Origin of the sequence: Micromonospora sp. U21 (genome assembly GCF_018070045.1) — a bacterium.
Classification (GTDB): domain Bacteria; phylum Actinomycetota; class Actinomycetes; order Mycobacteriales; family Micromonosporaceae; genus Micromonospora.
Genome location: NZ_JAGPYK010000044.1, coordinates 1 through 22,770, shown reverse-complemented (window position 1 = coordinate 22,770; position 22,770 = coordinate 1). Strand labels below are relative to the sequence as shown.

Below are 22,770 nucleotides of genomic sequence, written 5' to 3'. Positions count from 1 at the left end.
AGGAGGAAAGCGTGAGGGGACCCGTGGTGGTGGTCGGGGACACCCTGCTCGACCGGGACGTGGAAGGGGCCGTGAACCGGCTCTGCCCGGACTCCCCGGTGCCCGTGCTCGACGAGACGGCGGCCACCGACCGGCCCGGTGGCGCCGGCCTGGCGGCGGTCTTCGCCGCCGCGCAGGGCGCCGAGGTGGTGCTGGTGACGGCGCTCGCCGACGACGCCGGTGGCGCCCGGCTCAGCGCGTTGCTCGCCGCCGCCGGCGTGCAGGTGTACCCGTTGACCCTGTCCGGCGCGACCCCGGAGAAGATCCGGCTGCGCGCCCGCGGCCGGGTGCTGCTGCGCCACGACCGCGGCGGCGCGTCCGGTGAGCCGGGCCAGCCCTCCGACGAGGTGCTGCGGGTGATCGGGGCGGCGTCGGCGGTGCTGGTCAGCGACTACGGCCGGGGGGTGGCCCGTCAGCCCGCGCTGCGCGCCGCGCTGGCCGCCACCCGCGCACCCGTGGTGTGGGACCCGCATCCGCGCGGACCGGCGGCGGTGCCCGGCGTGCACCTGGCCACCCCGAACGAGTCGGAGGTGCGCGAGCTGGTCCCCGCGCTGCCCGGGGCGTCCCGCCTGGCGACCGCCTCCCGGGGAGCGCAGGGCCTGCGCCGGCGCTGGCGGGCCGGCGCCGTCGCGGTGACGCTGGGCGGGGACGGCGCGCTGCTCTGCCACGCCGGGTCGACGCCGCTGGTGGTGCCCACCCCGGGCAGCGCCGAGGGGGACACCTGCGGCGCCGGCGACCGGTTCGCGGCCGCCGCCAGTCTCGCGCTGGCCCGGGGCGCGCTGGTCTCCGAGGCGGTGCAGGCGGCGGTCGCCGAGGCGTCCGCGTACGTGGCGGGCGGCGGAGTGGCCGCAGCCCTGCCGCCGCCGGTTCGCCCGGTGCACGCGAGGAGTGAGCAGGTCCTGCGAGCCCCGCAGTCGCGAACGAGAGGTGGTCCGGCGCCCACCGGCCTGATCGGTCCGGGCGGTGACCGGGTGGGCGTGGCGGCGGTGGCCGCGCTGCTGGCCGACGTACGCGCCGCCGGCGGCACTGTGGTGGCCACCGGAGGTTGCTTCGACCTTCTGCACGCCGGGCACGTGGCCACCCTCCAGGCCGCCCGGCAGCTCGGCGACTGCCTGATCGTCTGCCTCAACTCCGACGCCAGCGTGGCCGGGCTGAAGGGGCCGGACCGGCCGGTGATGTCCGAGGGTGACCGCAGCCGGTTGCTGGCCGCGCTGAGCTGCGTGGACGCGGTCATGATCTTCGACGAGCCGACCCCGGACGCGGCGCTGTCCTGGCTGCGCCCGGACATCTGGGTCAAGGGTGGGGACTACGCCACCGGCGGCGGCGACGCCGGGACGCTGCCCGAGGCGGAGGTCCTGCGCCGCTGGGGCGGGCACACGGTGGTGGTGCCCTACCTGGACGGCCGGTCCACCACCGACATGATCGCCCGCTCCGGCGGCGGGCACGCCACCGGTGCGTGCTGCACGACCGGTCATCTGGCGGAGCCGGCCCGGGCCGGCGCGCCGTCGTCGGTGACGCCGGGCGGGGAGCGGACCCGGTGAGCGCCGCGTCGCCCGGTGCCGGGCCCACCGTGCTGGTCACCGGCGGTTCCAGCGGCCTCGGAGCGGCGGTGGTGGCCGCGGTGGCGGCCTCCGGTGGCCGGCCGCTCGTGCTGGACCGGCAGCCGCCGGCCGACGGGGTGTCGTGGACCGAGTGCGACCTGGCCGACACCCGGGCCGCGGAGGTGGCCACCAACCACCTCGCCGAGCAGGCGGGCGGCCTGGACGCGGTGGTCACCGCCGCCGGCATGGACGTGCCGGGTCGACTCACCGACGTGCCCGGCGAGACCTGGGACCGGATCGTCGCCGTCGACCTGCTGGCCACCGCCGCGGTGATCCGGGCCGCCCTGCCGTTCCTTCAGGAGTCCCGGGGTCGCATCGTCACCGTCGCCTCCACCCTGGGCGTCAAGGCGGTCAGCGACGCCACCGCGTACTGCGCCGCGAAGTTCGGCGTGGTCGGCTTCACCCGCGCCCTCGCAGCCGAACTCGCCGGCCAGGTCGGCGTCACCCTGCTCATCCCCGGCGGGATGCGCACCGCGTTCTTCGACGAGCGCGACCCGCAGTACAAACCGGGGCCGGACGCCAACCTCAACGATCCCGCCGACACCGCCGCCGCGATCATGTACGCGCTCAACCAGCCGCCCGGCTGCGCCGTGCGCGAGATGGTGGTCTGCGCCGAGCAGGAGACCTCGTACCCGTGATCCTCGTCCTGCGCGCCCTCGGCGTCGGCGACCTGGTCACCGCGGTGCCCGCGCTGCGGGCGCTGCGGGCCGCGTACCCCGGTCGGGAGCTGGCGCTCGCCGCGCCCGCCTGGCTGGCCCCGCTGGTCGACCTGGTCGGCGGCGTCGACCGGCTGATGGACACCGCCGGACTGGATCGCCCGGCCTGGCCCGGCCCGGCCCCGGAGGTCGCGGTCAACCTGCACGGGCGCGGCCCCCAGTCGCACCGGCTGCTCGCCGCCGCCCGCCCCGGACGCCTGCTCGCCTTCGCCAACACCGACGCCGGTTTCGCCGACGGCCCGCCGTGGGCCGCCGACGAGCACGAGGTGGACCGGTGGTGCCGGCTGCTGTCCTGGTACGGCATCCCCGCCGACCGTAGGGATCTCGCGTTGCGCCGGCCCGCGCCGGCCGGGCTGCCCACCGGTGCCACCGTGCTGCATCCTGGCAGCAACATCCCCGCCAAGCGCTGGCCCGCCGAGCGGTTCGCCGCGCTGGCCCGGGCGCTCACCGAACGGGGTCACCGGGTGCTGCTCACCGGCTCGGCCGACGAACGGGCGCTGGCCGCCCGGGTGGCCGACGCGGCCGGCCTACCACCCACCGCCGTGCTGGCCGGCCGGACCGACCTCGGGGCGCTCGCCGCGCTGGTCGCCAACGCCCGGCTGGTGGTCAGCGGGGACACCGGCGTGGCGCACCTGGCCACCGCCTACGACACAGCCTCGGTGGTGCTCTTCGGGCCGGTGCCGCCGGCCCACTGGGGGCCGCCGCCGGACCGCCCCCGGCACCGGGTGCTCTGGGCCGGACAGGTGGATTGGCCCAGGTGGGACGGGGTAGGAAGCCATCCGACATTGGCGGCCCTGCACCTGGACGAGGTGCTGGCCGCCGTGGACGAGGTGGAACGGGTGGTGCGGGTCTCCGGTGCGGTTGCGGCGTAGTGATCCGGGTCGGCCGGGATACGGCCGTCGCCGGCGTGGCAGGGGCTGGCTCTTCCTCGATCCGACCGGCGCTCCGGTCCGCGATCCCGATCAGCAGGCCCGGCTGCGGGAGCTGGTCATCCCGCCGGCGTGGCAGGACGTGTGGATCTCGCCGTACCCGAACGGGCACATCCAGGCGACCGGCATCGACGCGGCCGGGCGCAAGCAGTACCTCTACCACCCGCTGTGGCGGGAGAAGCAGGACGAGGCGAAGTTCGACCACATGCTGGAGGTGGCCCGGCGGCTGCCGGCGCTGCGGGAGCGGGTGGGGCGCGACCTGGGCGGCCGGGGCCTGGGCCGGGACCGGGTGCTGGCCACGGTGGCCCGGTTGCTGGACATGGGGATGTTCCGGGTCGGCAGCGACCAGTACGCGGCCGGCGACGAGCCGACGTTCGGGGTGTCCACCCTGCGCCCCGAGCACGCCCGGTCCCGGCGCGGCTGCGTGGTCTTCGAGTTTCCGGCGAAGGGCGGCATCGAGCAGGTGCGCCGGATCGAGGACCCGGAGCTGTGCCAGGTGCTGACCGACCTGCGCCGCCGCCGGCGGCGGGCGGAGCGGCTGTTCGGCTACTGGGACGGCCGGGAGTGGCGTGACGTGCGCAGCGACGAGGTCAACGGGTACCTGCGCGACGCCAGCGGCGGGGAGATGACCGCCAAGGACTTCCGCACCTGGCACGCCACGGTGCTCGCCGCGACCGAGTTGGCCACCGTCGGCCCGGGGCGCTCGATGACCGCCCGGCGCAAGGCGGTGGTCGCGGTGATGCGTGAGGTCGCCGAACTGCTGGGCAACACCCCCACCGTGGCCCGGACGTCCTATGTGGACCCTCGCGTGGTGGACCTCTACCACGACGGGGTGGTGGTGCCGGTGGACCCGGAGGCGCCGCGTGAGGAGGCTGAACGCGTCGTGTTGAAGCTGCTGGAGAAGGCCTGACCGGCCCCGCCGACGGTCCTGGGGGGGAGAGTGACGGGACCGGATCCTCGGCACGCGGTCGGGAATGCACCGGGCGGCCGCCCGCCGCGTCTGGCGGCGGGCGCCTCGCCACGGCCCCCGTTGGCGACGACCCGCTGCCCGCCGGGCGGGCAGCGGGTCGGCCGCGTTGATCGTCAGTCTGCCTGCGACGAGTTGACCATGGACGCCGCGCGGTTGACGATCCGCGCCGGATCCGAATGGCTCTCCCGGTACGCCTGCGGGCTCATGCCGTACGCCGCCCGGAACGCCCGGCTGAAGTGCGCCTTGTCGGCGAACCCCCAGCGGGCGGCGATCATCTGCACGGGCTGGGTGCGCAGCACGGGATCGGTCAGGTCGCGCCGGCACCGGGCCAGCCGCAGGTCCCGGATGTAGGACGCCACGGTGGCCTCCTCTGCCTCGAACAACCGGTGCAGCGAGCGCAACGAGATGTGGTGGGCGTCCGCGACGGTCTGCGGGCTGAGCGTCGCGTCGCCGAGGTGGCGGTGGACGTACGCCTGCACCTGGGTGACCAGCGCGCGGCGGCGGACCTCGGTCGGCACCGCGTCCTCGGCGACCAGGTGCCGCCCGAGCATGGTGGTGGCCAGGTCCAGCCCCACCGCGCCGAGCCGGGCGGCGTCGGCGGCATGGTACTGCTCCGGATGACCGGTGACCTGGAGCAGGAACTGTGCCAGCAGCGCCCCGACGCCCTCGCTGCCGGACATCCGGCCGCCGTACAGCGCGGCCATCCGCTGCGGCGGGAGCGGCAGCGCCGCGTGCGGGACCATCACGATGACTGAGCTGGCCTGGTCCCGCTCCGGCTCGGTGGCGTGGTGGCCGACGTCGTGCGGGCGGGAGGCGTCGTAGAAGGTGAACTCCCCGGCCAGGATCTCGCTGCGGCGACCGTCCTGGCTGGAGGTGCCGACACCGCCGGTCGTGAGGGCGAGCATGTAGAGCTCCGGATCCGACTGGCGGACGAGCTTGCGGGTCCGGGTGGCGTCCAGCGACGGATAGCGGTAATTGATCAGCTGGATCGGGCCGAGATCGATGAAGTCGGCCCGGGCGGCGAAGTCGTCGGCGTGCGCGGACTGGATCCGCATCGGCGCCGAGGTGCGCGCCACCAGGTCCAGCCACATCCCGAACCGCTCACCGGGCGGAAGGACGGTGGTGTCGACGGTGTCCCTGTGCAACATCGCGCCCCCTCAGACCGCTCGGCGCCGGATCAGGGCTTCGATGCCGTCGAGGATCCGGTCGAGGCCGAAGGTGAACTCCTCGTCCGGGTCGTCGTCCTGGTTCAGCACACCGGAGGCGAGCACCCGGCTCAGCGACGGGAAACGGGCCGGGTCGATGAGCCGGCCCACCATCCGGGCGTACGCCGGCATCAACTCGCCCGGCTCGATGCCGGCGGCCCGGCTGCCCTCGGTGATCTGTGTGGTGAGCGTGGCGTCGTTGCGGACGTAACCGGTGATCAGCAGGAGGGCCGACATCCTCTCGCCCTCGGCCAGCGTGGTGCCGTCGAGGCAGCGCAGCCCGTCCTCCAGCCAGCCGAGCTGCTGGGGGGTGATCGGCGGGCCGGTGATCGGCACGTGCAGCAGCCAGGGCCGCTGCCGCAGCACGTCGTGCTCGGCCCAGGCCCAGCGGGTGAGGCTGGTGCGCCAGTCGGCGTCGGGTGCGGCGGGGCCGGGCGGCGGGCCGTACCCGGCGTCCACCATCAGCATGAGCAGCTCGTCCTTCGAGCCGACGTACCGGTAGAGGGCCATGGTGGCGGCGCCCAACTCCTTGGCCACCCGGCTCATCGAGACGGCGGCCAGCCCGTCGGCGTCGGCCACCCGCACGGCGGCGTCCACGATGCCGCTCACGGTGAGCCCCGGCCGGGGCCCCTTGGGTGGCCGCTCACGCAACCCCCAGGCGCTCTCGATGGCCGGCGGGATCGCCGGGTCGCTGTCGTCTGTCTTCGCCGCCACATGTCCTCCTTGCCTCGCCATCCTAGTTCTGCGTATGGTCTACGCATTACAGCGTACGACATACGCAGAAGGAGTCCTCCATGACAGCGACGACCACACCCCGCGCTGGCCGGCGGGAGTGGATCGGGTTCACGGTGCTGATGCTGCCGCTGCTCCTGGTCTCGATGGACGTGTCGGTGCTCTACTTCGCCGTCCCGTTCATCAGCGAGGAGTTGCGCCCCACCGGCACCCAGCAGCTCTGGATCTTCGACATCTACGGTTTCGTGCTGGCCGGGCTGCTGATCACCATGGGCGCCCTGGGTGACCGGATCGGCCGACGCCGGCTGCTGCTGTTCGGCGCGGCCGCGTTCGGCGCGGCGTCCCTGCTGGCCGCGTACGCCGACAGCGCCGAGACGCTGATCGCCGCGCGTGCCGTGCTCGGCGTCGGCGGGGCCACCCTGATGCCCTCCACGCTCGCCCTGGTGCGCAACATGTTCCACGACGCCAAGCAGCGTGGCACCGCGATCGGCATCTGGACCGCCACGCTCACCGGTGGCATCGCGATCGGCCCGGTGCTCAGCGGCGTCCTGCTGGAGCACTTCTGGTGGGGCTCGATCTTCCTGATCAACATTCCGGCGATGGTGCTGCTGCTCCTGCTCGTCCCGATCCTGGTGCCCGAGTTCCGCAACCCGGGCGCCGGCCGGTTCGACCTGGTCAGCGCGCTGCTGTCGCTCGGCGCGCTGCTGCCGGTGATCTACGGCATCAAGGAGATGGCCCGTGACGGCGTCAGCCCGGCGCGGGTGCTGGCCATCGTGGCCGGCCTGCTGGTCGGGGCGCTGTTCCTGCACCGGCAGCGGACCCGGGCGTACCCGATGATCGACCTGGGGTTGTTTCGCCGCCGTGGCTTCGCGGGGTCGCTCGCGGTCAACCTGCTGGCGATGTTCGCCCTGGTCGGCTTCGCCATCTTCACCACCCAGCACCTCCAGTCGGTGCTCGGCCTGAGCCCGCTGCGGGCGGCACTGTGGAGCCTGGTGCCGTCACTGGCGGTGGGCGGGATCGCCCCGGCCGCCGCCGCGCTCGCCCAGCGCGTCGAGCGGGCGTACCTGATCGGGACGGGTTTCGGGATCGCCGTGCTCGGATTCGTGGTGCTGACCCGGGTCACGCCGGAGTCGCCGCTCTGGCTGCTGCTGCTCGGCGCCAGCATCTACGCCGCCGGGTTGGTGATGGTGATGTCGTTGGTCACCGAGCTGGTCCTCGGTGCGGCGCCGCCGGAGCAGGCCGGTGTCGCCTCGGCGCTGACCGAGTCCAGCAGTGAGCTGGGCGGCGCGCTGGGGATGGCGATCCTGGGCAGCGTGGGCGCGGCGGTCTACCGCCGCGAGGTCCTCGACGGCCTGCCCCCCGGGTTGCCGGCGGACGCCCGCGACGCGGCCCGGGAGACGTTGGGCGGTGCGCTGGCGGTGGCCGAGGGGCTGCCGGCCGATCTGGGCGACGCCGTGCTGCACGCCGCCCGGCTCGCGTTCGCTGACGGACTGCACCTCGCCGCGATCGCCGCCACGGTGGCGATGCTGCTGGGCGCGCTGGTCGCGCTGGCCACGCTGCGCGGCACCGCAAGGAAGGGCCCCCTGTTAACGCCTGAGGCAGAGCAGGGGGCCCTTCTTAACGCGTCGTCGTCCGACGACTCGTCGGTCAGTCGTTGAGCACGTGTGCGAGGCGGTCACGGAAGCGCCGCTCGGAGTCACTGACCGACTCACCGCCCACCCCCAGCAGCCCGCCGCTGGAGGCGGCGCCGACCACCTGCTCGGCGATCTTCACCAGCCAGTGCTTGTACGCGCCGGCCGCACCCTCGTCGGCCCGGGCGGCCAGCAGCGCGGCGGCCTCGGCGGCCCGCACCAGCACGTCGTCGATCATCGCCCGGGGGTCGGCCGGCGCGATGACCGGCAGCTCCTCGCCGGTCTCCGGGTCGCCGACCCGGGTCACGACCTCGCCGGCCACGGCGGCGACCAGCGGGCTGGCCGACTCCCGGCCGGCGGCGATGGTCTCCAACCCGGCCGCGTTCTCCGCCATGGTCCGGCGGGTGCCGTCGGACTCGGCGGCGCTCGCGGCGGTCAATACCGACTGTGGCAGGCCGACCAGCAGCCCCCACTCCTCGTCGGAGAAACCGAAACCGGTGTACGCCGGCTGCTCGATCACGGCAACGCCCCTTCCGCCCTGCTCTGCTTGGTCAATCGGTGGGCCCCGCGCCGGTGCCCGGCTCAGGCTAGTCCAGCGTCAGCAGGCCCTGTTCGGACACCACGCGCACGGACAGCGTCTTGTACCCCACCTCGTCGAACAGAACCGTCATCTTGTCCTCCTCGTACCCGAGCACCAGGCCGTGCCCCCACTCCGGATGGCGCACCTGGCTGTGCACCGCGAACGGCCCGACCGCGCCGTCGTCGGCGACGCTGGTGCCGGAATGGCAGTTGTCGCAGTGCCCGCAGACCTCGGTCATCTGCTCGCCGAAGTAGGCCAGCAGGGTCTGCCCACGGCAGGCGGTGGTCTCGGCGAAGGCCCGCATCATGTCGGTCCGCGACCGGGTCACGGTCTGCTGGCGTCCCGCCTCGGCCAGCGCCGCCGCGGCGGCGTCCACCGGCGTCGGGGCGTAGCGGGAAGCGCCGATGCGCTGCCGGGCGCGCGGCGCGGCGGCACCGACCTGCTCCAGCAGGGAGAGGTACTGGCCGAGCTTGCGTGGCCCGAGGCCGGTGGCCTCGCGCAGCTCGGTCTTGGTGGCCGGCCTGCGGCGCAGCAGCGCCGCCAGGTCGCGCAGCTCGGTCTCGTCCGGCAGGCCACCGCTGAAGAACCGTTGCAGGCCCACATCCTCGGCCTGCCAGAGCAGCAGGACCCGGGCCGGTTGCCCGTCGCGGCCGGCCCTACCGATCTCCTGGAAGTAGCTGTCCGGCGAGTCGGGCAGCGCCATGTGCACCACCCAGGCGATGTCCGGCTTGTCGATGCCCATCCCGAACGCCGAGGTGGCCACCATGATCGGCACCTGGTCGGCGAGGAAAGCCTCGTGCAGCTCGGCACGCGCACCGGCCGACATCCCGCCGTGGTAGCACTGCGCCGGGAAACCGGCGTCGGTCAACCGGGTGGACAGCTCCTCGGCGGAGCGGCGGGTCGGCACGTAGATGATTCCCGGCCGCTCGTCGTCGCGCAGCAGCGCGACGAGGCGCCGCCACCGGTAGTCCTCGGTGGGGCAGTGCGCCACCTCCAGGAACAGGTTGGGCCGGTCCAGCCCGGAGACCACCACCTCCGGCTTGCGCAGCCGCAGCCGGGAGATGATGTCGTCGCGTACCGGCGGGGACGCGGTGGCGGTCAGCGCGACCACCGGCGGCCGGCCGATGCCCTCGATCAGGTGGCCGAGCGCCAGGTAGTCGGGACGGAAGTCGTGCCCCCAGGCCGAGATGCAGTGCGCCTCGTCGATCGCCACCAGCGCCGGCCTGAGCGAGGCGACCTCGGCCATGCGGTCGGGGTTGCTCAGCTGCTCCGGCGTGATGAACAGGAACTCCGCCCGACCCTCGCGAATCTCGGTGATCGCCTCGGCCTGCTGGGTTGGCGTCTCGTTCGAGCTGATCCGCACCGCCCGCAGCTCCGGGCGTTGGCGTTCGTTGAGGGCCGCGATCTGGTCCTGCTGGAGGGCCAGCAGCGGCGAGATCACCACGGTCGGGCCGGGGATCAGGCTGGCCGGGATCTGGTAGATGGCCGACTTGCCGGCGCCGGTGGGCAGCACCACCAGGGCGTCCCGTCGCTTCATCACCGCGCGCATGGCGGCCAGCTGGTTGGGCCGCAGCGCGCTCCAGCCGAAGAGGCTCCGCGCCGCGCGGCGCAACGTCATCGAGTGCGTGGACAGTTTCATCGAGGGCCGGAGGTACCCGAGCCGATCACCGCCGAAACCGTCCCTGGCCGTGGCGGTCGTCAACCGCCGCCCGCTCAGCGCAGGCGGGGCAGGACCTCGCGCTGGTAGAGGTCGAACAGACCCTGGTGATGCGGGCCGACGTTCGCCACGTACAGCTCGTCGAAGCCGGCCTTGGCGTACTTGTCGATCATCTCCAGGTGCGCGCCGGCACTGTTGCCGCAGACGAACGCCTCCTTCATCATCTCCGGCTTGACCAGCTCGGCGGCCTGCTCGAAGTGACGCGGCGACGGAAGCACCTGGGACAGCTCACCCGGCACCCCGGCGTTGGGCCAGCGCTCGTACGCGATCCGCATGCCCTCGTCCTCGCTGGCCGCGTACGCCGCCTTGAAGCCGGCCTGGCACGGCTTGTCGCCGCCGCCGTTCTCCCGGAAGCGCCGGACCACCTCGGCGTCGGGACTGGTATTCACGTAGCCGTCGCCGATCCGGGCGGCCAGGTCGATGGACTTCGGGCCGAAGCCGGAGACGTAGATCGGCGGGGGAGTGTCGGGCAGCGTGTAGATCCGGGCGTGCTCGACGGTGTAGTGCTTCCCGTGATGGTTGACGAAGTCGCCCGTCCACAGTTTCCGCAGCACCTCGACGGCCTCTTCCAGCATCTCCAGCCGGACGTCGGTCTGCGGCCAGGCGTCGCCGAAGATGTGCTCGTTGAGGGCCTCGCCGCTGCCGACGCCGAGCACGAACCGGCCGCCGTGCAGCACCGCGCTGGTCGCCGCCGCCTGGGCGATCACGGCCGGGTGGATCCGCACGGTTGGGCAGGTCACCGCGGTGGTCACCGGCAGCGAACAGACCTGACTGAGCGCGCCGATCATGGACCAGACGAACGGGCTCTGCCCCTGCGCGTCCGTCCACGGGTGGTAGTGGTCGGAGATCCACAGCGCCTCGAAGCCGGCCCGCTCGGCACCGCGCGCCTGTTCCAGGAGCTCAGCCGGCGTGAATTCCTCACTGGACAGAAAGTAACCGATCCTCATCGTGCCCCCTCGGCGCGCGTGCCCGCTGATGGGGAAGCCGTACCCCGGTGACGGCCGGCCACACCCGGGCCGGGTGCTCGACCGGGCGGTCGCTCAGCGCCGGCCGAACATCGCCCGGATCGCGGCGAGCAGCAGCAGGGCGCCGACCACCAGGCCGAGCAGGCGTACGCCGGGGATGTCGGCCGGGCTCGTCGCGTCGGCCAGCAGGGCGGGGTCCATCCCCGCACTCTCCCCGGGGACCGTGCCGTCCGGCAACTGTAAGGTTTATTGACTATTGAATCGCCCAGTGTGACCATGGCAGCACCGCCTGCCGGTGGCGGTGCGCCGAGGGCGCGCGAGAGATGGGGTACGGGGACCGCATGAGCGAGCGCAACCAGCGGGTCGGCGTGGGCGCGCCGGCACCGGGGACCGACGCCGACCGCCACGAGGGGGCGGCGTGACCGCGCCCACCGGGCACCTCCCGGCGCTGGCCGCCGCCGTCCTGCAACCGGGCTTCGTCGGCACCACCCCGCCACCGTGGGTGTGCCGCTGGCTCGGCGAGGGCCTCGGCTCGGTGGTGCTCTTCGCCCGCAACGTCGTCGACCCCGACCAGGTGGCGGCGCTCACCGCGACCCTGCGCGCCGAACGGGCCGACGTCATCGTGGCGATCGACGAGGAGGCCGGCGACGTCACCCGGATCGAGTCGGTCCACGGCAGCTCCCGGCCCGGCAACTACGCCCTCGGCGCGGTCGACGATCCGGAGCTCACCGAGGCGGTCGCCCGGGACCTCGGCGTCGAGCTGGCGGCCGCCGGGATCACCCTCGACTACGCACCGGACGCCGACGTCAACTCCAACCCGGCCAACCCGGTGATCGGAGTCCGCTCGTTCGGGGCCGACCCGGCTCTGGTCGCGCGGCACACCGCCGCCTGGGTACGCGGGCTCCAGGCCGGCGGTGTCGCCGCCTGCGCCAAGCACTTCCCCGGGCACGGCGACACCCGGATCGACTCACACCACGACCTGCCGCGGATCACCGCCGACCGGGACCGGCTGGACGCCTGCGAGCTGGCCCCGTTCCGGGCCGCCGTGGCGGCCGGGGTGCAGGCCGTGATGACCGGCCACCTGCTGGTGCCCGCCCTGGACCCGCAGCTGCCGGCCACGCTGAGCCCGCGCATCCTGGGCGGCCTGCTCCGCGACGAGCTGGGCTTCTCCGGCGTGGTGGTGACCGACGCGGTGGAGATGCGCGCGGTCGCCGACCGGTACGGCTTCGCCGGTGCGACGGTCCGCGCGCTCGCCGCCGGGGCCGACGCGATCTGCATCGGCGGCGAACGGGCCGACGAGCAGGCGGCCCGGGAGCTGCGCGACGCCATCGTGGCCGCGGTCGTCTCCGGTGAGCTGCCCGAGGAACGCCTCGCCGAGGCGGCCAAGCGGGTCGGTCAGCTCGCCGCCTGGACCGTGGCCGCCCGCACCGCCCGCTCGGCCGCGGCGCGCGACGCCGCCGATGTCGGGCTGGTCGCCGCCCGCCGCGCCATCCGGGTCACCGCCGCGGATGCCGGCAGGACCGCGCTGCCGCTGACCCGCGCGGCGCACGTGGTCGAGTTCGACCCGCCGCGCAACATCGCCATCGGCGCGGAGACGCCGTGGGGGATCGGGGCGCCGCTGGGCGAGCTGCTGCCCGGCACGAGCACGGTCCGCTACGCCGAGCCCGACGTGCCGGCTGATCCGGGCGCCGGAGCAGAGGGCCGCCCCCTGGTGCTGGTGGTCCGCGACCTGCACCGGCACGACTGGATGCGCGCCGCGGTGCAGCGGGCGCTGGCCGCCCGGCCGGACGCGGTCGTGGTCGAGCTGGGTGTGCCCGAGCTGGTCACCGGCGAGGTGCACCTGGCCACCCACGGCGCCACCCGGGCCAGCGGACGGGCCGCCGCCGAGGTGCTGACCGGCGCCCGCTGACCCGACGGGGCGTTACGGGTACACGGCGACCAGGTCGGCGTACTCGGGGTGCTTGTCGATGTAGGCCGCCATGAACGGGCACTGCGGCACCACCCTGCCGCCACGGGCCCGCACCTGGTCCAGGGTGCCGCGGATCAGCGCCCCGCCCACGCCCATGTTCTGGAAGCGAGCGTCCACCTCGGTGTGGGTGAAGACCAGCACGTCGCCACGGAGCAGGTACGCGGTGAAGCCGGCCAGCGCGTCGTCGACCAGGATCTCGAAACGGTGCTTGGCAGGGTTGTCCTCGACCAGGTTGCTCACCGGTCCATTCTCCCCGCGCCGTCGACCAGCACATCCAGTTCGGCGAGCAACCGGTCCACCTCGTCCGCCGTGTTGTAGTGGTAGATGCTGGCCCGGACCGCGCCGCCGCTGTCCCGCAGGCCCATCATCTGGAAGTACTCGTAGGCGTAGTAGTCGCCGGCGGAGAGGCAGCATCCCGCAGCGCCCAGCGCCTCCTGGGTGGCCGTCGGCGACATCCCGGCGACCCGGAAGGAGACCGTCGGGCAGCGCCGGGCCGGGGAGCCGTAGACGGTGACCGCGGGCCGCTCGGCCAGCCCGGCGAGCAGCCGGTCCAGCAGTGCCTCCTCGTGCGCCTGGGCGGCGGCCAGCCCGGCCCGCAGCCGCGCCCGCCGGTCGCCCACGGCCTCCGGGTCCAGCCCGGCCAGGTGGTCCACCGCGGCGGCAACGCCGGCCAGCAGCGGGAAGCTGGGAGTGCCGTACTCGAACCGGTCCGGCACCGCGTCGGAGGAGGGCACCAGCTTCGCCGGGCGCAGCGCCGCCCACCGGGACGGGTCGGCGACCATCGCCGCCAGGTGCGGTCCGGACCACTTGTAGGCGCTGGTGACCAGCACGTCGGCGCCGAGCGAGGCCAGGTCGGTCGGCCCGTGCGGCACCGAGTGCACCCCGTCGACGCAGACCAGCGCGCCGACGGCGTGCGCGGTCTTCGCGATCGCCGGCACGTCCGGCACGGTGCCGATGGCGTTGCTGCCGGCGGTCACCGCGACCATCCGGGTGCGCTCGCCGACCAGTTCGGCGTACTGGCCGGCGGGCAGCTCGCCGGTCTGCGGGTCGACCTCGGCCCAGCGCACCGTCGCGCCGGCCGCCTCGGCCGCCTGCACCCACGGCCGCACGTTGGCGTCGTGGTCGAGCCGGGACACCACCACCTCGTCGCCGGGACGCCAGGTCGCGCCGAGCGTGCGGGCCAGGGTGTACGTCAGCGCGGTGGCGCTCGGGCCCAGCACCACCCCGGCCGGGTCGGCGTCGAGCAGGTCGGCCACCGCCGAGCGGGCCGCGGCCACCAGCTCCAACGACCGGCGACCCGGTACGAAGGCGGCGCTGCGGTTGCCGACCGCGCTGCGCATGGCGTCGGCGACCGCGTCGATAACACCGCCCGCGGTCTGGGTGCCGCCGGCCCCGTCGAAGTGGACGAATCCCTCGGTCAGGGCGGGGTAGGCGGCCCGGGTGCGGGCGATGTCGAAGGGCATGTCCCGGACCCTAGCCGGTGCCCGTGCCGGGCCGGCGCGCCCGGGCGGCCCGTGCCGATGGTCACCGGCCGGCGGCGTTCTCGCGGTCGTCTCGTACTCTTGGCGAGGTGACGAAACGACCCGCCACCATTCCCACCGTCCGCCGCGCCGCCGGCCTGTTCGCCGGTCTGGCGCTTGGCCTCGCCGTACTTGCCGGTTGCAGTTCGCAGGGCGCCTCCACCGACTGTGGGCTGGACGCCTGCACGGTCACCTTCGAGCGGGGTGTCGACGCCAGCGCCAGCATCCTGGGCGTCGAGGCCAAGCTGGTCGGCGCCGAGGGCGACCAGGTGACCGTCGAGGTCGCTGGGGAGCAGCTCACCCTCACCACCGGGCAGCAGGCCACCGAGGCCGGTGGCTTCGCGGTCACCCTGGACAGCGTCACCGACCAGCAGGTCAAGATCCGCGTTTCGCGCAACCCGGGCAACTGACCTGGGCGGGCGGCGGTGGCCGACGTTTGGGGATCTCCGGAATCGGAGATTGTGGCGCCATGTCACTCACCCGTAGCGCCGAAGCCACCGCCTCCCGTACGGCGGACAGCCGGTGGCTGGAACTCCTCGCCCGGGCCGGTTTCATCGGCTACGGCATCGTGCACCTGCTCTTCGCCTGGTTGGCGTTGCAGATCGCGTTCGGGACGTCGTCCGACGACGGCGACCAGTCCGGCGCCCTGCGGACCCTCGCCGCCCAGCCGCTGGGCAAGTTCCTGGTCATCGCCACCGCGGTGGGCCTGCTCGCCATGGCGATCTGGCAGGCGCTGGAGGCGGCGGTGGGGCACCGCTCCGAGCGGGGCAGGGAGCGGGTCGTGGAGCGGCTCGCCTCGGCCGGCCGGACCATCGTCTACCTCTACTTCGCCTGGACCGCGTTCAAGGTCTTCAGGGACGCCGCGTCGAACAGCGCCGACCAGCAGGAGGCGTTGACCGGCAAGCTGATGACCTCCAGCGGTGGTCGCTGGCTGGTCGGCCTGGCCGGGCTGGTGCTCGCCGCGATCGGTGTGGGCCTGGTGATCTACGGCTTGGTCAAGCGGTTCGAGAAGCACCTGAAGACCGGCGAGATGAGCCCCCGGACCCGCAAGCTGGCCCGCCGGCTGGGCATCGCAGGGTACGTCGCCAAGGGCGTCGCGTACGGCATCGCCGGCCTGCTGATCATTGTGGCGGCGGTGAACTACGACCCGGAGAAGGCCCGCGGGTTGGACGCCGCGCTGCACACGCTGCGCGAGCAGTCGTACGGCACGCTCCTGCTGACCCTGGTCGCCCTCGGCATCGCCGCCTTCGGCCTCTTCTGCTTCCTCCAGTCCCGGTACCGCAAGGTCTGACCTGGTCGATTCCGGAGACGTCGGGCATTGTTGGGCTTTTGCCCGAAGCACTGCCGTCCGGCCGGAGGGGAGTTCCACGCACGTGCAGAGGTACCTCGAAACGGCCGTCGCCGCGCTCGCCGCCGCGGCGGTCGCCCTGTTCCTGGTTCAGGTCGTCCACCGGATCACCCGGCGCTTCGGCCGCCGGTCGCTGCTGATGACCGAACTGACCGACCACGCCCACCGCCCGTTCCAGGTCGCCGCGACGGTGCTCGCGGTGCAGTTCGCCGCCCGGTTCAGCACCGGGTACGCGGTCGGCGAAGGCTGGCGCCGGATGCTGCTGCACCTGCTCATCCTCGGCGTCATCGCCACCGTGGCCTGGCTGGTGGCGGCGCTGCTGGTCGTCGTGGAGGACACCGCGCTGGCCCGGTTCCGGGTCGACGTGCCGGACAACCGGCACGCCCGGCGGGTACGGACCCAGGTGGTGATGCTGCGCCGGCTGACCATCGCGGTGATCGTGATCCTGGCCGTCGGCGTGATGCTGATGACGTTCCCGAGTGTGCGTGGCATCGGCGCCGGCGTGCTGACCTCCGCCGGTGTGGTCGGTGTGGTGGCCGCGCTGGCCGCGCAGAGCCTGCTTGGCAACGTGTTCGCCGGCCTCCAGCTCGCCTTCAGCGATGCGGTCCGGCTCGACGACGTGGTGGTCGTCGAGGGGGAGTGGGGCCGGATCGAGGAGTTGACCCTCAGCTACGTGGTGGTGCAGATCTGGGACGACCGGCGACTGATCCTGCCCACCTCGTACTTCACCAGCAAACCGTTCCAGAACTGGACGCGGACCGAGGCGGCGGTGCTCGGCACGGCCGAGTTCGACGTGGACTGGGCGGTGCCGGTGCAGACCATGCGGGAGGAGCTGCGCCGCCTGGTGGAGGGCACCGAGCTGTGGGACGGCCGGGTCTGCGTGCTGCAGGTGACCGACGCGACCGGCGGGACGGTCCGGGTGCGCGCCCTGGTCAGCGCCGCCGACGCCGGCAGCCTGTGGGACCTGCGCTGTCTGGTTCGCGAGCACCTGGTGGCCTGGATCCGGGACAACCGCCCCACCGCGATGCCCCGGTTGCGCACCGAGCTGGGCGACGCCGGCAGCAACCTGCCCTGGCAGTGGGTGCAGCCGCGGCGGCCGGTGCGCCGGCTGACCGACACCGAGGTGCCCGACGACGCGCGCGTCTTCGGCGGCAGCGACGACGGCGACGCCCGCAGCGAAGCCTTCGTCGGCCCCGAAGAAACCCCAGCCCCCCGCCCCTGACCCCCCTCCCCTCCCCCCGGGCCCGCCGCTTTCCCCGTCGATCATGAAGTTGGCGACGCCCGTGACGGCGTGTCGCGTCGCTAACTTCATAATCAACGGGGTTGATGGTGGGGGGCCGGGCGTGTCCAGGGGGGCGGGCGCGGCGTTGGTCGGGCGGGGGAGTGAGGTCCGGTCCGTTCCGGGAGGTTTGACCGGGCTTAGGCGGGGGACCTGCTGCCGGACGTCTCTACGGTGACCGGGGCGGCCGGACGCCGTGCCGGCAGGCGCGCAACCGGACGAGGGGAACGGCGACCGGGTTGGCGCGCTTGAGGATTGACCGGCGCCAACTCCGGGCATACAGCGCGGTGATGAGGAAAGGAGGACAGCATGGCTGACGTGGCGAACGCCCGCACATCCCACAACGGGAGCGAGCCCTCCACCGCCGAGTTGGTGCAGCGGGCCACCGAGCAGGTCTCCCGTTTGGTGCGGGACGAACTGGCGCTGGCCCGGGCGGAGTTGACCCAGAAGGGCAAGCACGCCGGCATCGGGATCGGTTTGTTCGGCGGCGGCGGCGCGCTCGCGTTCTTCGGCCTGGGCGCCCTGGTCGCCACGGCGATCCTGCTGCTCGACCTGGTGCTGCCCGGCTGGGCCGCCGCGTTGATCGTGGCGGTGGCCCTCTTCCTGCTGGCCGGCATCCTCGCCCTGGTGGGCAAGAAGCAGGTCAGTCGTGCGGTCCCGCCCGTTCCGGCGGCCGCGGTCCGCAGCCTCCGCGCTGACGTGGACACCGTCACCGCCGCAGTGAAGGACAGGGGACGGACATGACGGGAAACGGGACGGGCGACACGGAGGCGCTCCGCGAGGAGATCCGTCGCACCCGCGTCGAGCTGGGCGAGACGATGGAGGCGCTGGCCGCCAAGGCGGACGTCAAGGCGCGCCTGAAGGAGTCCGCCGAGCAGGCGCGGGAGCGGGTGCGCGAGCAGGCGGCGCAGACGGTGGCCCGGGTTCGCGGGCAGGCCGTGCAGAATGTGGCCCGGGTTCGCGGGCAGGCCGTGCAGAATGTGGCCCGCGTTCGCGGGCAGACCGTGCAGAATGTGGCCCGGGTTCGCGGGCAGGCCGTGCGCCGCGCCGAGGTGGCGCGAACGCAGGCCCACGACAAGGGCGAGTTGGTTCGGCGCAACCCGGTGCCATGGGCGGCCATCGCCGCCGGTGCGGTGGCCACCGTGGTGGTGCTGATGATCGTGCGGGGGAGGCGTAGGTGAGCAAGGGCATCAGCAGGGCCGCGTACCGACCGGCCGGCGTGCTGCTGGGTATCGCCGCCGGTGCGGTGGCTGGCGCGATCTTCCGGCAGGTCTGGAAGGTCACCGCTGGCGACGGCGAGGCGCCCAGCGCCACCGACGAGGACCGCGGCTGGGGCGAGATCCTGGCCGCCGCGGCGTTGCAGGGGGCCATCTTCGCGGTGGTCCGGGCCGCCGTGGACCGGGGCGGCGCGGTCGGCGTCCGCCGGATGACCGGCCACTGGCCGGACTGACCAGCGCAGCGTCGGCCCCCTTCCCGCATCGACGGGCGGGGGGCCTTTCGCATGGCACCGCACGCCGCCCAGCGATCTCGGGCATCCGTCAGGTCACATGTCGGAGAAATTCGTCGGAGAGGTCGTGCGGAGTTTTTGCGTACGTGATTTGCTGTTGCCGCTGTTGCGAGATGGCGTGGGTTGAGAGAAGTCTCCTTCGTGGGGGCCGCCTCAAACGCCGCTGCTCGAAAACGGCCAATTCGGCCGCACGGCGTGCACGGCCGCCAGTTTTAGAAGGAGATACACATGGCGCAGGGAACCGTGAAGTGGTTCAACGCTGACAAGGGCTTCGGCTTCATCACCGTCGACGGCGGGGGTGCTGACGTGTTCGTCCACTTCTCGGCCATCCAGACCAGCGGCTACCGCACGCTGGAGGAGAACCAGCGGGTGGAGTTCGAGATCGCTCAGGGTCAGAAGGGCCCGCAGGCTGAGCAGGTCCGTCCCATCTGAGTAATGCGGCCGGCCCCCGCCGGCCAGTGGGACGATCCGGCCAGGGGTCGTTGTGCAGCCCCGTATCCCGTCCGGGATACGGGGCTTTCCACGTCCCGGGGCGCGGTCGGTCCGCACCGACCCCACTGTGGAGTCCGGCGACCCTCCGGGTCAGCGTCGACGGCGGGAGCGCAGGCCGAGCCAGAGCAGCACCAGCCCGGCCAGGGCCACGACCGGGCCGAGCACCGCCCAGACCGGTTGGTCGGTCATCACACTGCCGCTGACGTAGCCCAGGCCCTGCACCGTCCACACCGCACCGATCACGACCGCCAGCAGGCCGAGGGTGAGCGGAAGCCAACCCCTCATCGCGTCCCCTCTCCGTCGGATCGTGCGGCGCGCCGCCCCGCACTCCCAGCATCGCCGGCCGGGGCACGCGGTGCGAGCACCCAGGGCGCGCGGGTCACCACCGGTCGTGTACCTGCGGGCGGATCAGCTCGTCGTAGACCTCGCGCACGCCGGCCAGCTGGCCGGGCGAAAGCGGCGGCAGGTCGGCCGCGGCCGCGTTGCGCCGGGCCTGATCGGCGTCGCGGGCGCCGGGAATGACGACGGTGACGCCCGCCTGGTCCAGCACCCACCGCAGTGCGAACTGCGCCATCGTGCGGTCCGCGTCGACCAGCGGCGCCAGCCGGCGTACGGCGGCCAACCCCCGCTCGAAGTCGACGCCGGAGAACGTCTCGCCGACGTCGAACGCCTCGCCGTGCCGGTTGTAGTTGCGGTGGTCGTCGGCCGGGAACTCGGTGTGCTCGTCGTAGCGGCCGGAGAGCAGACCGCTGGCCAGCGGCACCCGGGCGATGATGCCGACCCCGGCCGCCGCCGCGGCGGGCAGCACCTGCTCCAGCGGCTTGTGTCGTACCGCGTTGAGGATGATCTGGACGCTGGCCACCCCGGGCCGGGCGATCGTGGTGAGCGCCTGGTCGCAGGTCTCCACGCTGACCCCGTACCCGGCGATGGCCTTCTCCGCGGCGAGGGTGTCCAGGGCGTCGAAGACCGCGTCGTCGGCGAAGACGGCCGTGGGCGGGCAGTGCAGCTGGACCAGGTCCAGGGTGTCCATCCCCAGGTTGGCCCGGGACCGGTCGGTCCACTGCCGGAAGTTGGCCAGGGTGTACGCCTCCGGCTGCTGCTCAACCCGGCGACCCATCTTGGTGGCGACGGTCAGCCCGGCGTCGGGCCGGGAGCGCAGGAAGCGGCCGATCAGCTGCTCGCTGCGGCCGTCGCCGTACACGTCGGCGGTGTCCAGGAAGGTGACCCCGGCGTCCACGGCGGCGGCCAGCACGGCCATCGCGTCGTCCTCGCTGACGGTGCCCCAGTCCGCGCCGAGCTGCCAGGCGCCCAGGCCAACCATTCCGACGGTCCGGCCGAGCCGGTTGAAGCTGCGCTGTTCCATGCCCCGAGCCTAGTGATCGGGTTGCCGGCCTGCCACGCGAGCCGTACCGTAAACAAGACGGACGTACGGTTTGGGAGGCGACAATGTGGGATCCGACGACGTACCTGCGCTACGGCGACGAGCGGTCCCGGCCGTTCCACGACCTGGTCGCCCGGATCCCCGCCGAACGGCCCCGCACGGTGGTCGACCTCGGCTGCGGCCCCGGCCAGCTCACCGCCACCCTCGCCGAGCGCTGGCCCGCGAGCCGGGTGATCGGCCTCGACTCCTCGCCGGAGATGATCGACCGGGCCGCAGCGCTGGACGCCCCGGTCGACTTCGCCGTCGCCGACCTGCGTGACTGGCGGCCGGCCGGCGACGAGGACGTGGTGATCACCAACGCCGCGCTCCAGTGGGTCCCGGGCCACCAGGAGCTGCTGCGACGCTGGGCCGTCGAGCTGCCCACCGGCGCCTGGCTCGCCATGCAGGTCCCGGGCAACTTCGCCGCCCCCTCACACCGGGCGCTGCGCGAGGTCGCCGGCCGGCCCGCCTGGCATGCCGAGCTGGTCCCGCTGCTGCGCGCCGACCCGGTCGCCGACCCGGCCGACTACGCCGAGCTGCTGACCGGTGCGGGCTGCGCCGTGGACGCCTGGGAGACTACCTACGTGCACCTGCTGCCGGTCCGGCCCACCGCCGACCACCCGGTGCTGGCCTGGATGGAGGGCACCGCGCTGCGCCCGGTCCGGGCGGCCCTGGACGCCGCCGGCTGGTCCGCCTTCCGGGCCGAGCTGGGGGTACGACTCGCCGCCGCGTACCCGGTGCGGCAGGGTCAGGTGTACTTCCCGTTCCGCCGCGTCTTCGTCGTCGCCCGCACCGGCGACCGTGCCGAGGAGAACCTGTGACCGACCTGCCCACCTTCATCGCCGGACTGCCCAAGGTGGAGCTGCACGTGCACCACGTCGGCTCCGCCTCGCCCCGCATCGTCGCCGAGCTGGCCGCCCGGCACGAGGGACGCACCCCGGTGCCCGCCGACCCGGAAGCGCTCGCCGACTACTTCGAGTTCCGCGACTTCGCGCACTTCATCGAGGTGTACCTGAGCGTGGTGGACCTCATCCGCGACCCCGAGGACGTCTGGATCCTCACCCACGAGGTGGCCCGGGAGCTGGCCCGCCAGCAGGTCCGGTACGCGGAGCTGACCATCACCCCGTACTCGCACGTGCGACGGGGCATCCCCGCGCCGGCGTTCTGCGAGGCGATCGAGGACGCCCGCAAGCGCGCCTCGGTCGACTTCGGCCTCGACCTGCGCTGGTGCTTCGACATCCCCGGCGAGGCGGGCCTGCCGGCGGCCGAGGAGACGCTGCGCATCGCGCTGGAGGAACGCCCGGACGGGCTGATCAGCTTCGGCCTGGGCGGCCCGGAGATCGGCGTACCCCGGCCGCAGTTCCGGCCCTACTTCGACCGGGCCCGTGCGGCCGGGCTGCGGTCGGTGCCGCACGCGGGGGAGACCACCGGCCCGCAGACCATCTGGGACGCGCTGAACGAGCTGGGCGCCGAGCGGATCGGGCACGGCATCTCCGCCGCACAGGACCCGGAGCTGCTCGCGTACCTGGCCGAGCGGCAGATCGGGATGGAGATCTGCCCGACGTCCAACGTGCGGACCCGGGCGGTGGCCAGCCTCGACGAGCATCCGCTGCCCCGGTTGGTCGAGGCCGGGCTGCTGGTCACCATCAACTCCGATGACCCGCCGATGTTCGGCACCACCCTCAACGACGAGTACGCGGTGGCGGCCCGGCTGCTCGGGGTGGGCCCGCAGGGGCTGGCCGGGCTGGCCCGCAACGGGGTGGCCGCGTCCTTCCTCGACACGGCCGGCAAGCAGCGGATCACCGCCGAGATCGACGCCCACCTCGCCACCGTCTCCGGCTGAGCCGTTCCGGTGGAGCAGGGCGCGCGGCGGGAGCGTGGGTGTGGGGGGACCTGGACTCCCGCCGCGCGCGCGGCTCCACCGGCCGTGGCTGCGTGGTGCGCTGGCCGGTGGAACTGGTGGGTTCGTGCCCTGATCCTGACAGCCCGTGGCCGCTTCGCCGCGGTCGTTAACCGCGATCTAAGAGGGCATTCGATGACGTCGTGCCCGACTTTTCGGTTTAGTCTGCTGCACTGTTCGCACGATTTGCCTGATCCATGGCGATGCATCCATCGGAGGGGAAGCGGGCGGCGTTCCGTTTCATCGCGGA

General features: G+C 73.5%; 24 protein-coding genes and 1 pseudogene. 15 read left to right on the top strand and 10 right to left on the bottom strand.

What is annotated here, in order from left to right; genetic code table 11:
• Positions 1–11 precede the first annotated feature (11 nt).
• Genes KBX63_RS32175 through KBX63_RS32160 form a run of 4 tightly spaced genes read left to right on the top strand, consistent with a single transcriptional unit; the run spans position 12 to position 4,195 of the window.
• Positions 12–1,580 carry a PfkB family carbohydrate kinase gene (locus tag KBX63_RS32175; RefSeq protein ID WP_210917855.1) on the top strand — a complete coding sequence of 523 codons (1,569 nt, stop codon included), beginning with the start codon at positions 12–14 and terminating at the stop codon, positions 1,578–1,580.
• Positions 1,577–2,278: an SDR family oxidoreductase gene (locus tag KBX63_RS32170; RefSeq protein ID WP_210917854.1), complete on the top strand. Its 702-nt coding sequence runs from the start codon at positions 1,577–1,579 to the stop codon at positions 2,276–2,278. Before KBX63_RS32175 ends, KBX63_RS32170 begins: the two co-directional genes overlap by 4 nt.
• On the top strand, positions 2,275–3,228 hold the full coding sequence (locus KBX63_RS32165) for a glycosyltransferase family 9 protein (RefSeq protein ID WP_210917853.1): 954 nt from the start codon (positions 2,275–2,277) through the stop codon (positions 3,226–3,228). The genes KBX63_RS32170 and KBX63_RS32165 overlap by 4 nt, the downstream gene beginning before the upstream one ends.
• Entirely contained in the window at positions 3,212–4,195 is a 984-nt protein-coding gene (locus tag KBX63_RS32160) for a DNA topoisomerase IB (RefSeq protein WP_210917852.1), read from the top strand. The genes KBX63_RS32165 and KBX63_RS32160 overlap by 17 nt, the downstream gene beginning before the upstream one ends.
• A gap of 173 nt (positions 4,196–4,368) precedes the next feature.
• Here the strand turns inward: KBX63_RS32160 and KBX63_RS32155 are convergent, their stop codons facing one another.
• Together KBX63_RS32155 and KBX63_RS32150 are read right to left on the bottom strand one after the other, a co-directional pair.
• Positions 4,369–5,403 carry a helix-turn-helix domain-containing protein gene (locus KBX63_RS32155; protein WP_210917850.1) on the bottom strand — a complete coding sequence of 345 codons (1,035 nt, stop codon included), beginning with the start codon at positions 5,401–5,403 and terminating at the stop codon, positions 4,369–4,371.
• 9 nt (positions 5,404–5,412) lie between these two features.
• The gene (locus KBX63_RS32150) at positions 5,413–6,174 is read right to left on the bottom strand and encodes a TetR/AcrR family transcriptional regulator (protein ID WP_210917847.1); all 762 of its coding nucleotides are present in this window, start codon (positions 6,172–6,174) and stop codon (positions 5,413–5,415) included.
• Positions 6,175–6,254: 80 nt separating this feature from the next.
• Between KBX63_RS32150 and KBX63_RS32145 the strand changes: the two genes are divergently transcribed.
• Complete coding sequence (locus KBX63_RS32145; protein WP_210917845.1) at positions 6,255–7,850, top strand: MFS transporter; 1,596 nt, start codon at positions 6,255–6,257, stop codon at positions 7,848–7,850.
• On the opposite strand, the gene KBX63_RS32140 is transcribed toward KBX63_RS32145, so the two are convergent.
• The 4 genes from KBX63_RS32140 to KBX63_RS36150 all read right to left on the bottom strand — a co-directional run bounded on the left by KBX63_RS32140 (position 7,840) and on the right by KBX63_RS36150 (position 11,286).
• Positions 7,840–8,343, bottom strand: coding sequence for a hypothetical protein (locus tag KBX63_RS32140; protein WP_210917842.1), 504 nt, complete (start codon positions 8,341–8,343; stop codon positions 7,840–7,842). The genes KBX63_RS32145 and KBX63_RS32140 overlap by 11 nt on opposite strands.
• 67 nt (positions 8,344–8,410) lie before the next feature.
• Complete coding sequence (locus KBX63_RS32135) at positions 8,411–10,042, bottom strand: ATP-dependent DNA helicase RecQ (RefSeq protein WP_210917840.1); 1,632 nt, start codon at positions 10,040–10,042, stop codon at positions 8,411–8,413.
• A 74-nt stretch (positions 10,043–10,116) separates the two neighbouring features.
• A complete protein-coding gene (locus KBX63_RS32130) occupies positions 10,117–11,067 on the bottom strand; it encodes a TIGR03557 family F420-dependent LLM class oxidoreductase (RefSeq protein WP_210917837.1) in 951 nt (316 codons plus the stop codon).
• Between the two features lie 93 nt (positions 11,068–11,160).
• Positions 11,161–11,286: a hypothetical protein gene (locus KBX63_RS36150; protein WP_255421242.1), complete on the bottom strand. Its 126-nt coding sequence runs from the start codon at positions 11,284–11,286 to the stop codon at positions 11,161–11,163.
• Positions 11,287–11,503: 217 nt separating this feature from the next.
• Between KBX63_RS36150 and KBX63_RS32125 the strand changes: the two genes are divergently transcribed.
• Positions 11,504–12,994, top strand: a complete 1,491-nt coding sequence (locus tag KBX63_RS32125; RefSeq protein WP_210917835.1) for a glycoside hydrolase family 3 protein — start codon at positions 11,504–11,506, stop codon at positions 12,992–12,994.
• A gap of 12 nt (positions 12,995–13,006) precedes the next feature.
• Here KBX63_RS32125 and KBX63_RS32120 read toward each other — a convergent pair whose 3' ends face one another.
• Together KBX63_RS32120 and KBX63_RS32115 are read right to left on the bottom strand one after the other, a co-directional pair.
• Positions 13,007–13,294 carry a GNAT family N-acetyltransferase gene (locus KBX63_RS32120; protein WP_210917832.1) on the bottom strand — a complete coding sequence of 96 codons (288 nt, stop codon included), beginning with the start codon at positions 13,292–13,294 and terminating at the stop codon, positions 13,007–13,009.
• Positions 13,291–14,517: a cysteine desulfurase-like protein gene (locus tag KBX63_RS32115; protein WP_210917830.1), complete on the bottom strand. Its 1,227-nt coding sequence runs from the start codon at positions 14,515–14,517 to the stop codon at positions 13,291–13,293. Before KBX63_RS32115 ends, KBX63_RS32120 begins: the two co-directional genes overlap by 4 nt.
• Before the next feature lie 107 nt (positions 14,518–14,624).
• Between KBX63_RS32115 and KBX63_RS32110 the strand changes: the two genes are divergently transcribed.
• The 7 genes and pseudogenes from KBX63_RS32110 (at position 14,625) to KBX63_RS32080 (ending at position 19,140) form a co-directional block, all read left to right on the top strand.
• Entirely contained in the window at positions 14,625–14,984 is a 360-nt protein-coding gene (locus KBX63_RS32110) for a hypothetical protein (protein ID WP_210917829.1), read from the top strand.
• Between the two features lie 59 nt (positions 14,985–15,043).
• Complete coding sequence (locus tag KBX63_RS32105) at positions 15,044–15,865, top strand: DUF1206 domain-containing protein (protein WP_210917828.1); 822 nt, start codon at positions 15,044–15,046, stop codon at positions 15,863–15,865.
• An 82-nt stretch (positions 15,866–15,947) separates the two neighbouring features.
• On the top strand, positions 15,948–17,144 hold the full coding sequence (locus KBX63_RS32100; protein ID WP_210917827.1) for a mechanosensitive ion channel family protein: 1,197 nt from the start codon (positions 15,948–15,950) through the stop codon (positions 17,142–17,144).
• Positions 17,145–17,510: 366 nt separating this feature from the next.
• Positions 17,511–17,945: a phage holin family protein gene (locus KBX63_RS32095; RefSeq protein ID WP_210917826.1), complete on the top strand. Its 435-nt coding sequence runs from the start codon at positions 17,511–17,513 to the stop codon at positions 17,943–17,945.
• A pseudogene (locus tag KBX63_RS36940) lies at positions 17,942–18,133 on the top strand (DUF3618 domain-containing protein); the annotation flags it as partial. The gene KBX63_RS32095 and the pseudogene KBX63_RS36940, both read left to right, overlap by 4 nt.
• A 245-nt stretch (positions 18,134–18,378) precedes the next feature.
• Entirely contained in the window at positions 18,379–18,651 is a 273-nt protein-coding gene (locus KBX63_RS32085; protein ID WP_210917821.1) for a DUF4235 domain-containing protein, read from the top strand.
• Between the two features lie 285 nt (positions 18,652–18,936).
• Positions 18,937–19,140, top strand: coding sequence for a cold-shock protein (locus KBX63_RS32080; RefSeq protein WP_007075740.1), 204 nt, complete (start codon positions 18,937–18,939; stop codon positions 19,138–19,140).
• Positions 19,141–19,290: 150 nt separating this feature from the next.
• Here KBX63_RS32080 and KBX63_RS32075 read toward each other — a convergent pair whose 3' ends face one another.
• Together KBX63_RS32075 and KBX63_RS32070 are read right to left on the bottom strand one after the other, a co-directional pair.
• A complete protein-coding gene (locus KBX63_RS32075) occupies positions 19,291–19,485 on the bottom strand; it encodes a hypothetical protein (RefSeq protein WP_210917819.1) in 195 nt (64 codons plus the stop codon).
• Between the two features lie 94 nt (positions 19,486–19,579).
• Complete coding sequence (locus tag KBX63_RS32070) at positions 19,580–20,563, bottom strand: aldo/keto reductase (protein ID WP_210917817.1); 984 nt, start codon at positions 20,561–20,563, stop codon at positions 19,580–19,582.
• Between the two features lie 83 nt (positions 20,564–20,646).
• On the opposite strand from KBX63_RS32070, the gene KBX63_RS32065 reads away from it, so the two are divergent.
• Together KBX63_RS32065 and KBX63_RS32060 are read left to right on the top strand one after the other, a co-directional pair.
• Entirely contained in the window at positions 20,647–21,441 is a 795-nt protein-coding gene (locus tag KBX63_RS32065) for a trans-aconitate 2-methyltransferase (RefSeq protein ID WP_210917814.1), read from the top strand.
• Complete coding sequence (locus KBX63_RS32060) at positions 21,438–22,463, top strand: adenosine deaminase (protein ID WP_210917812.1); 1,026 nt, start codon at positions 21,438–21,440, stop codon at positions 22,461–22,463. Before KBX63_RS32065 ends, KBX63_RS32060 begins: the two co-directional genes overlap by 4 nt.
• The last annotated feature ends 307 nt before the right edge of the window (positions 22,464–22,770 follow it).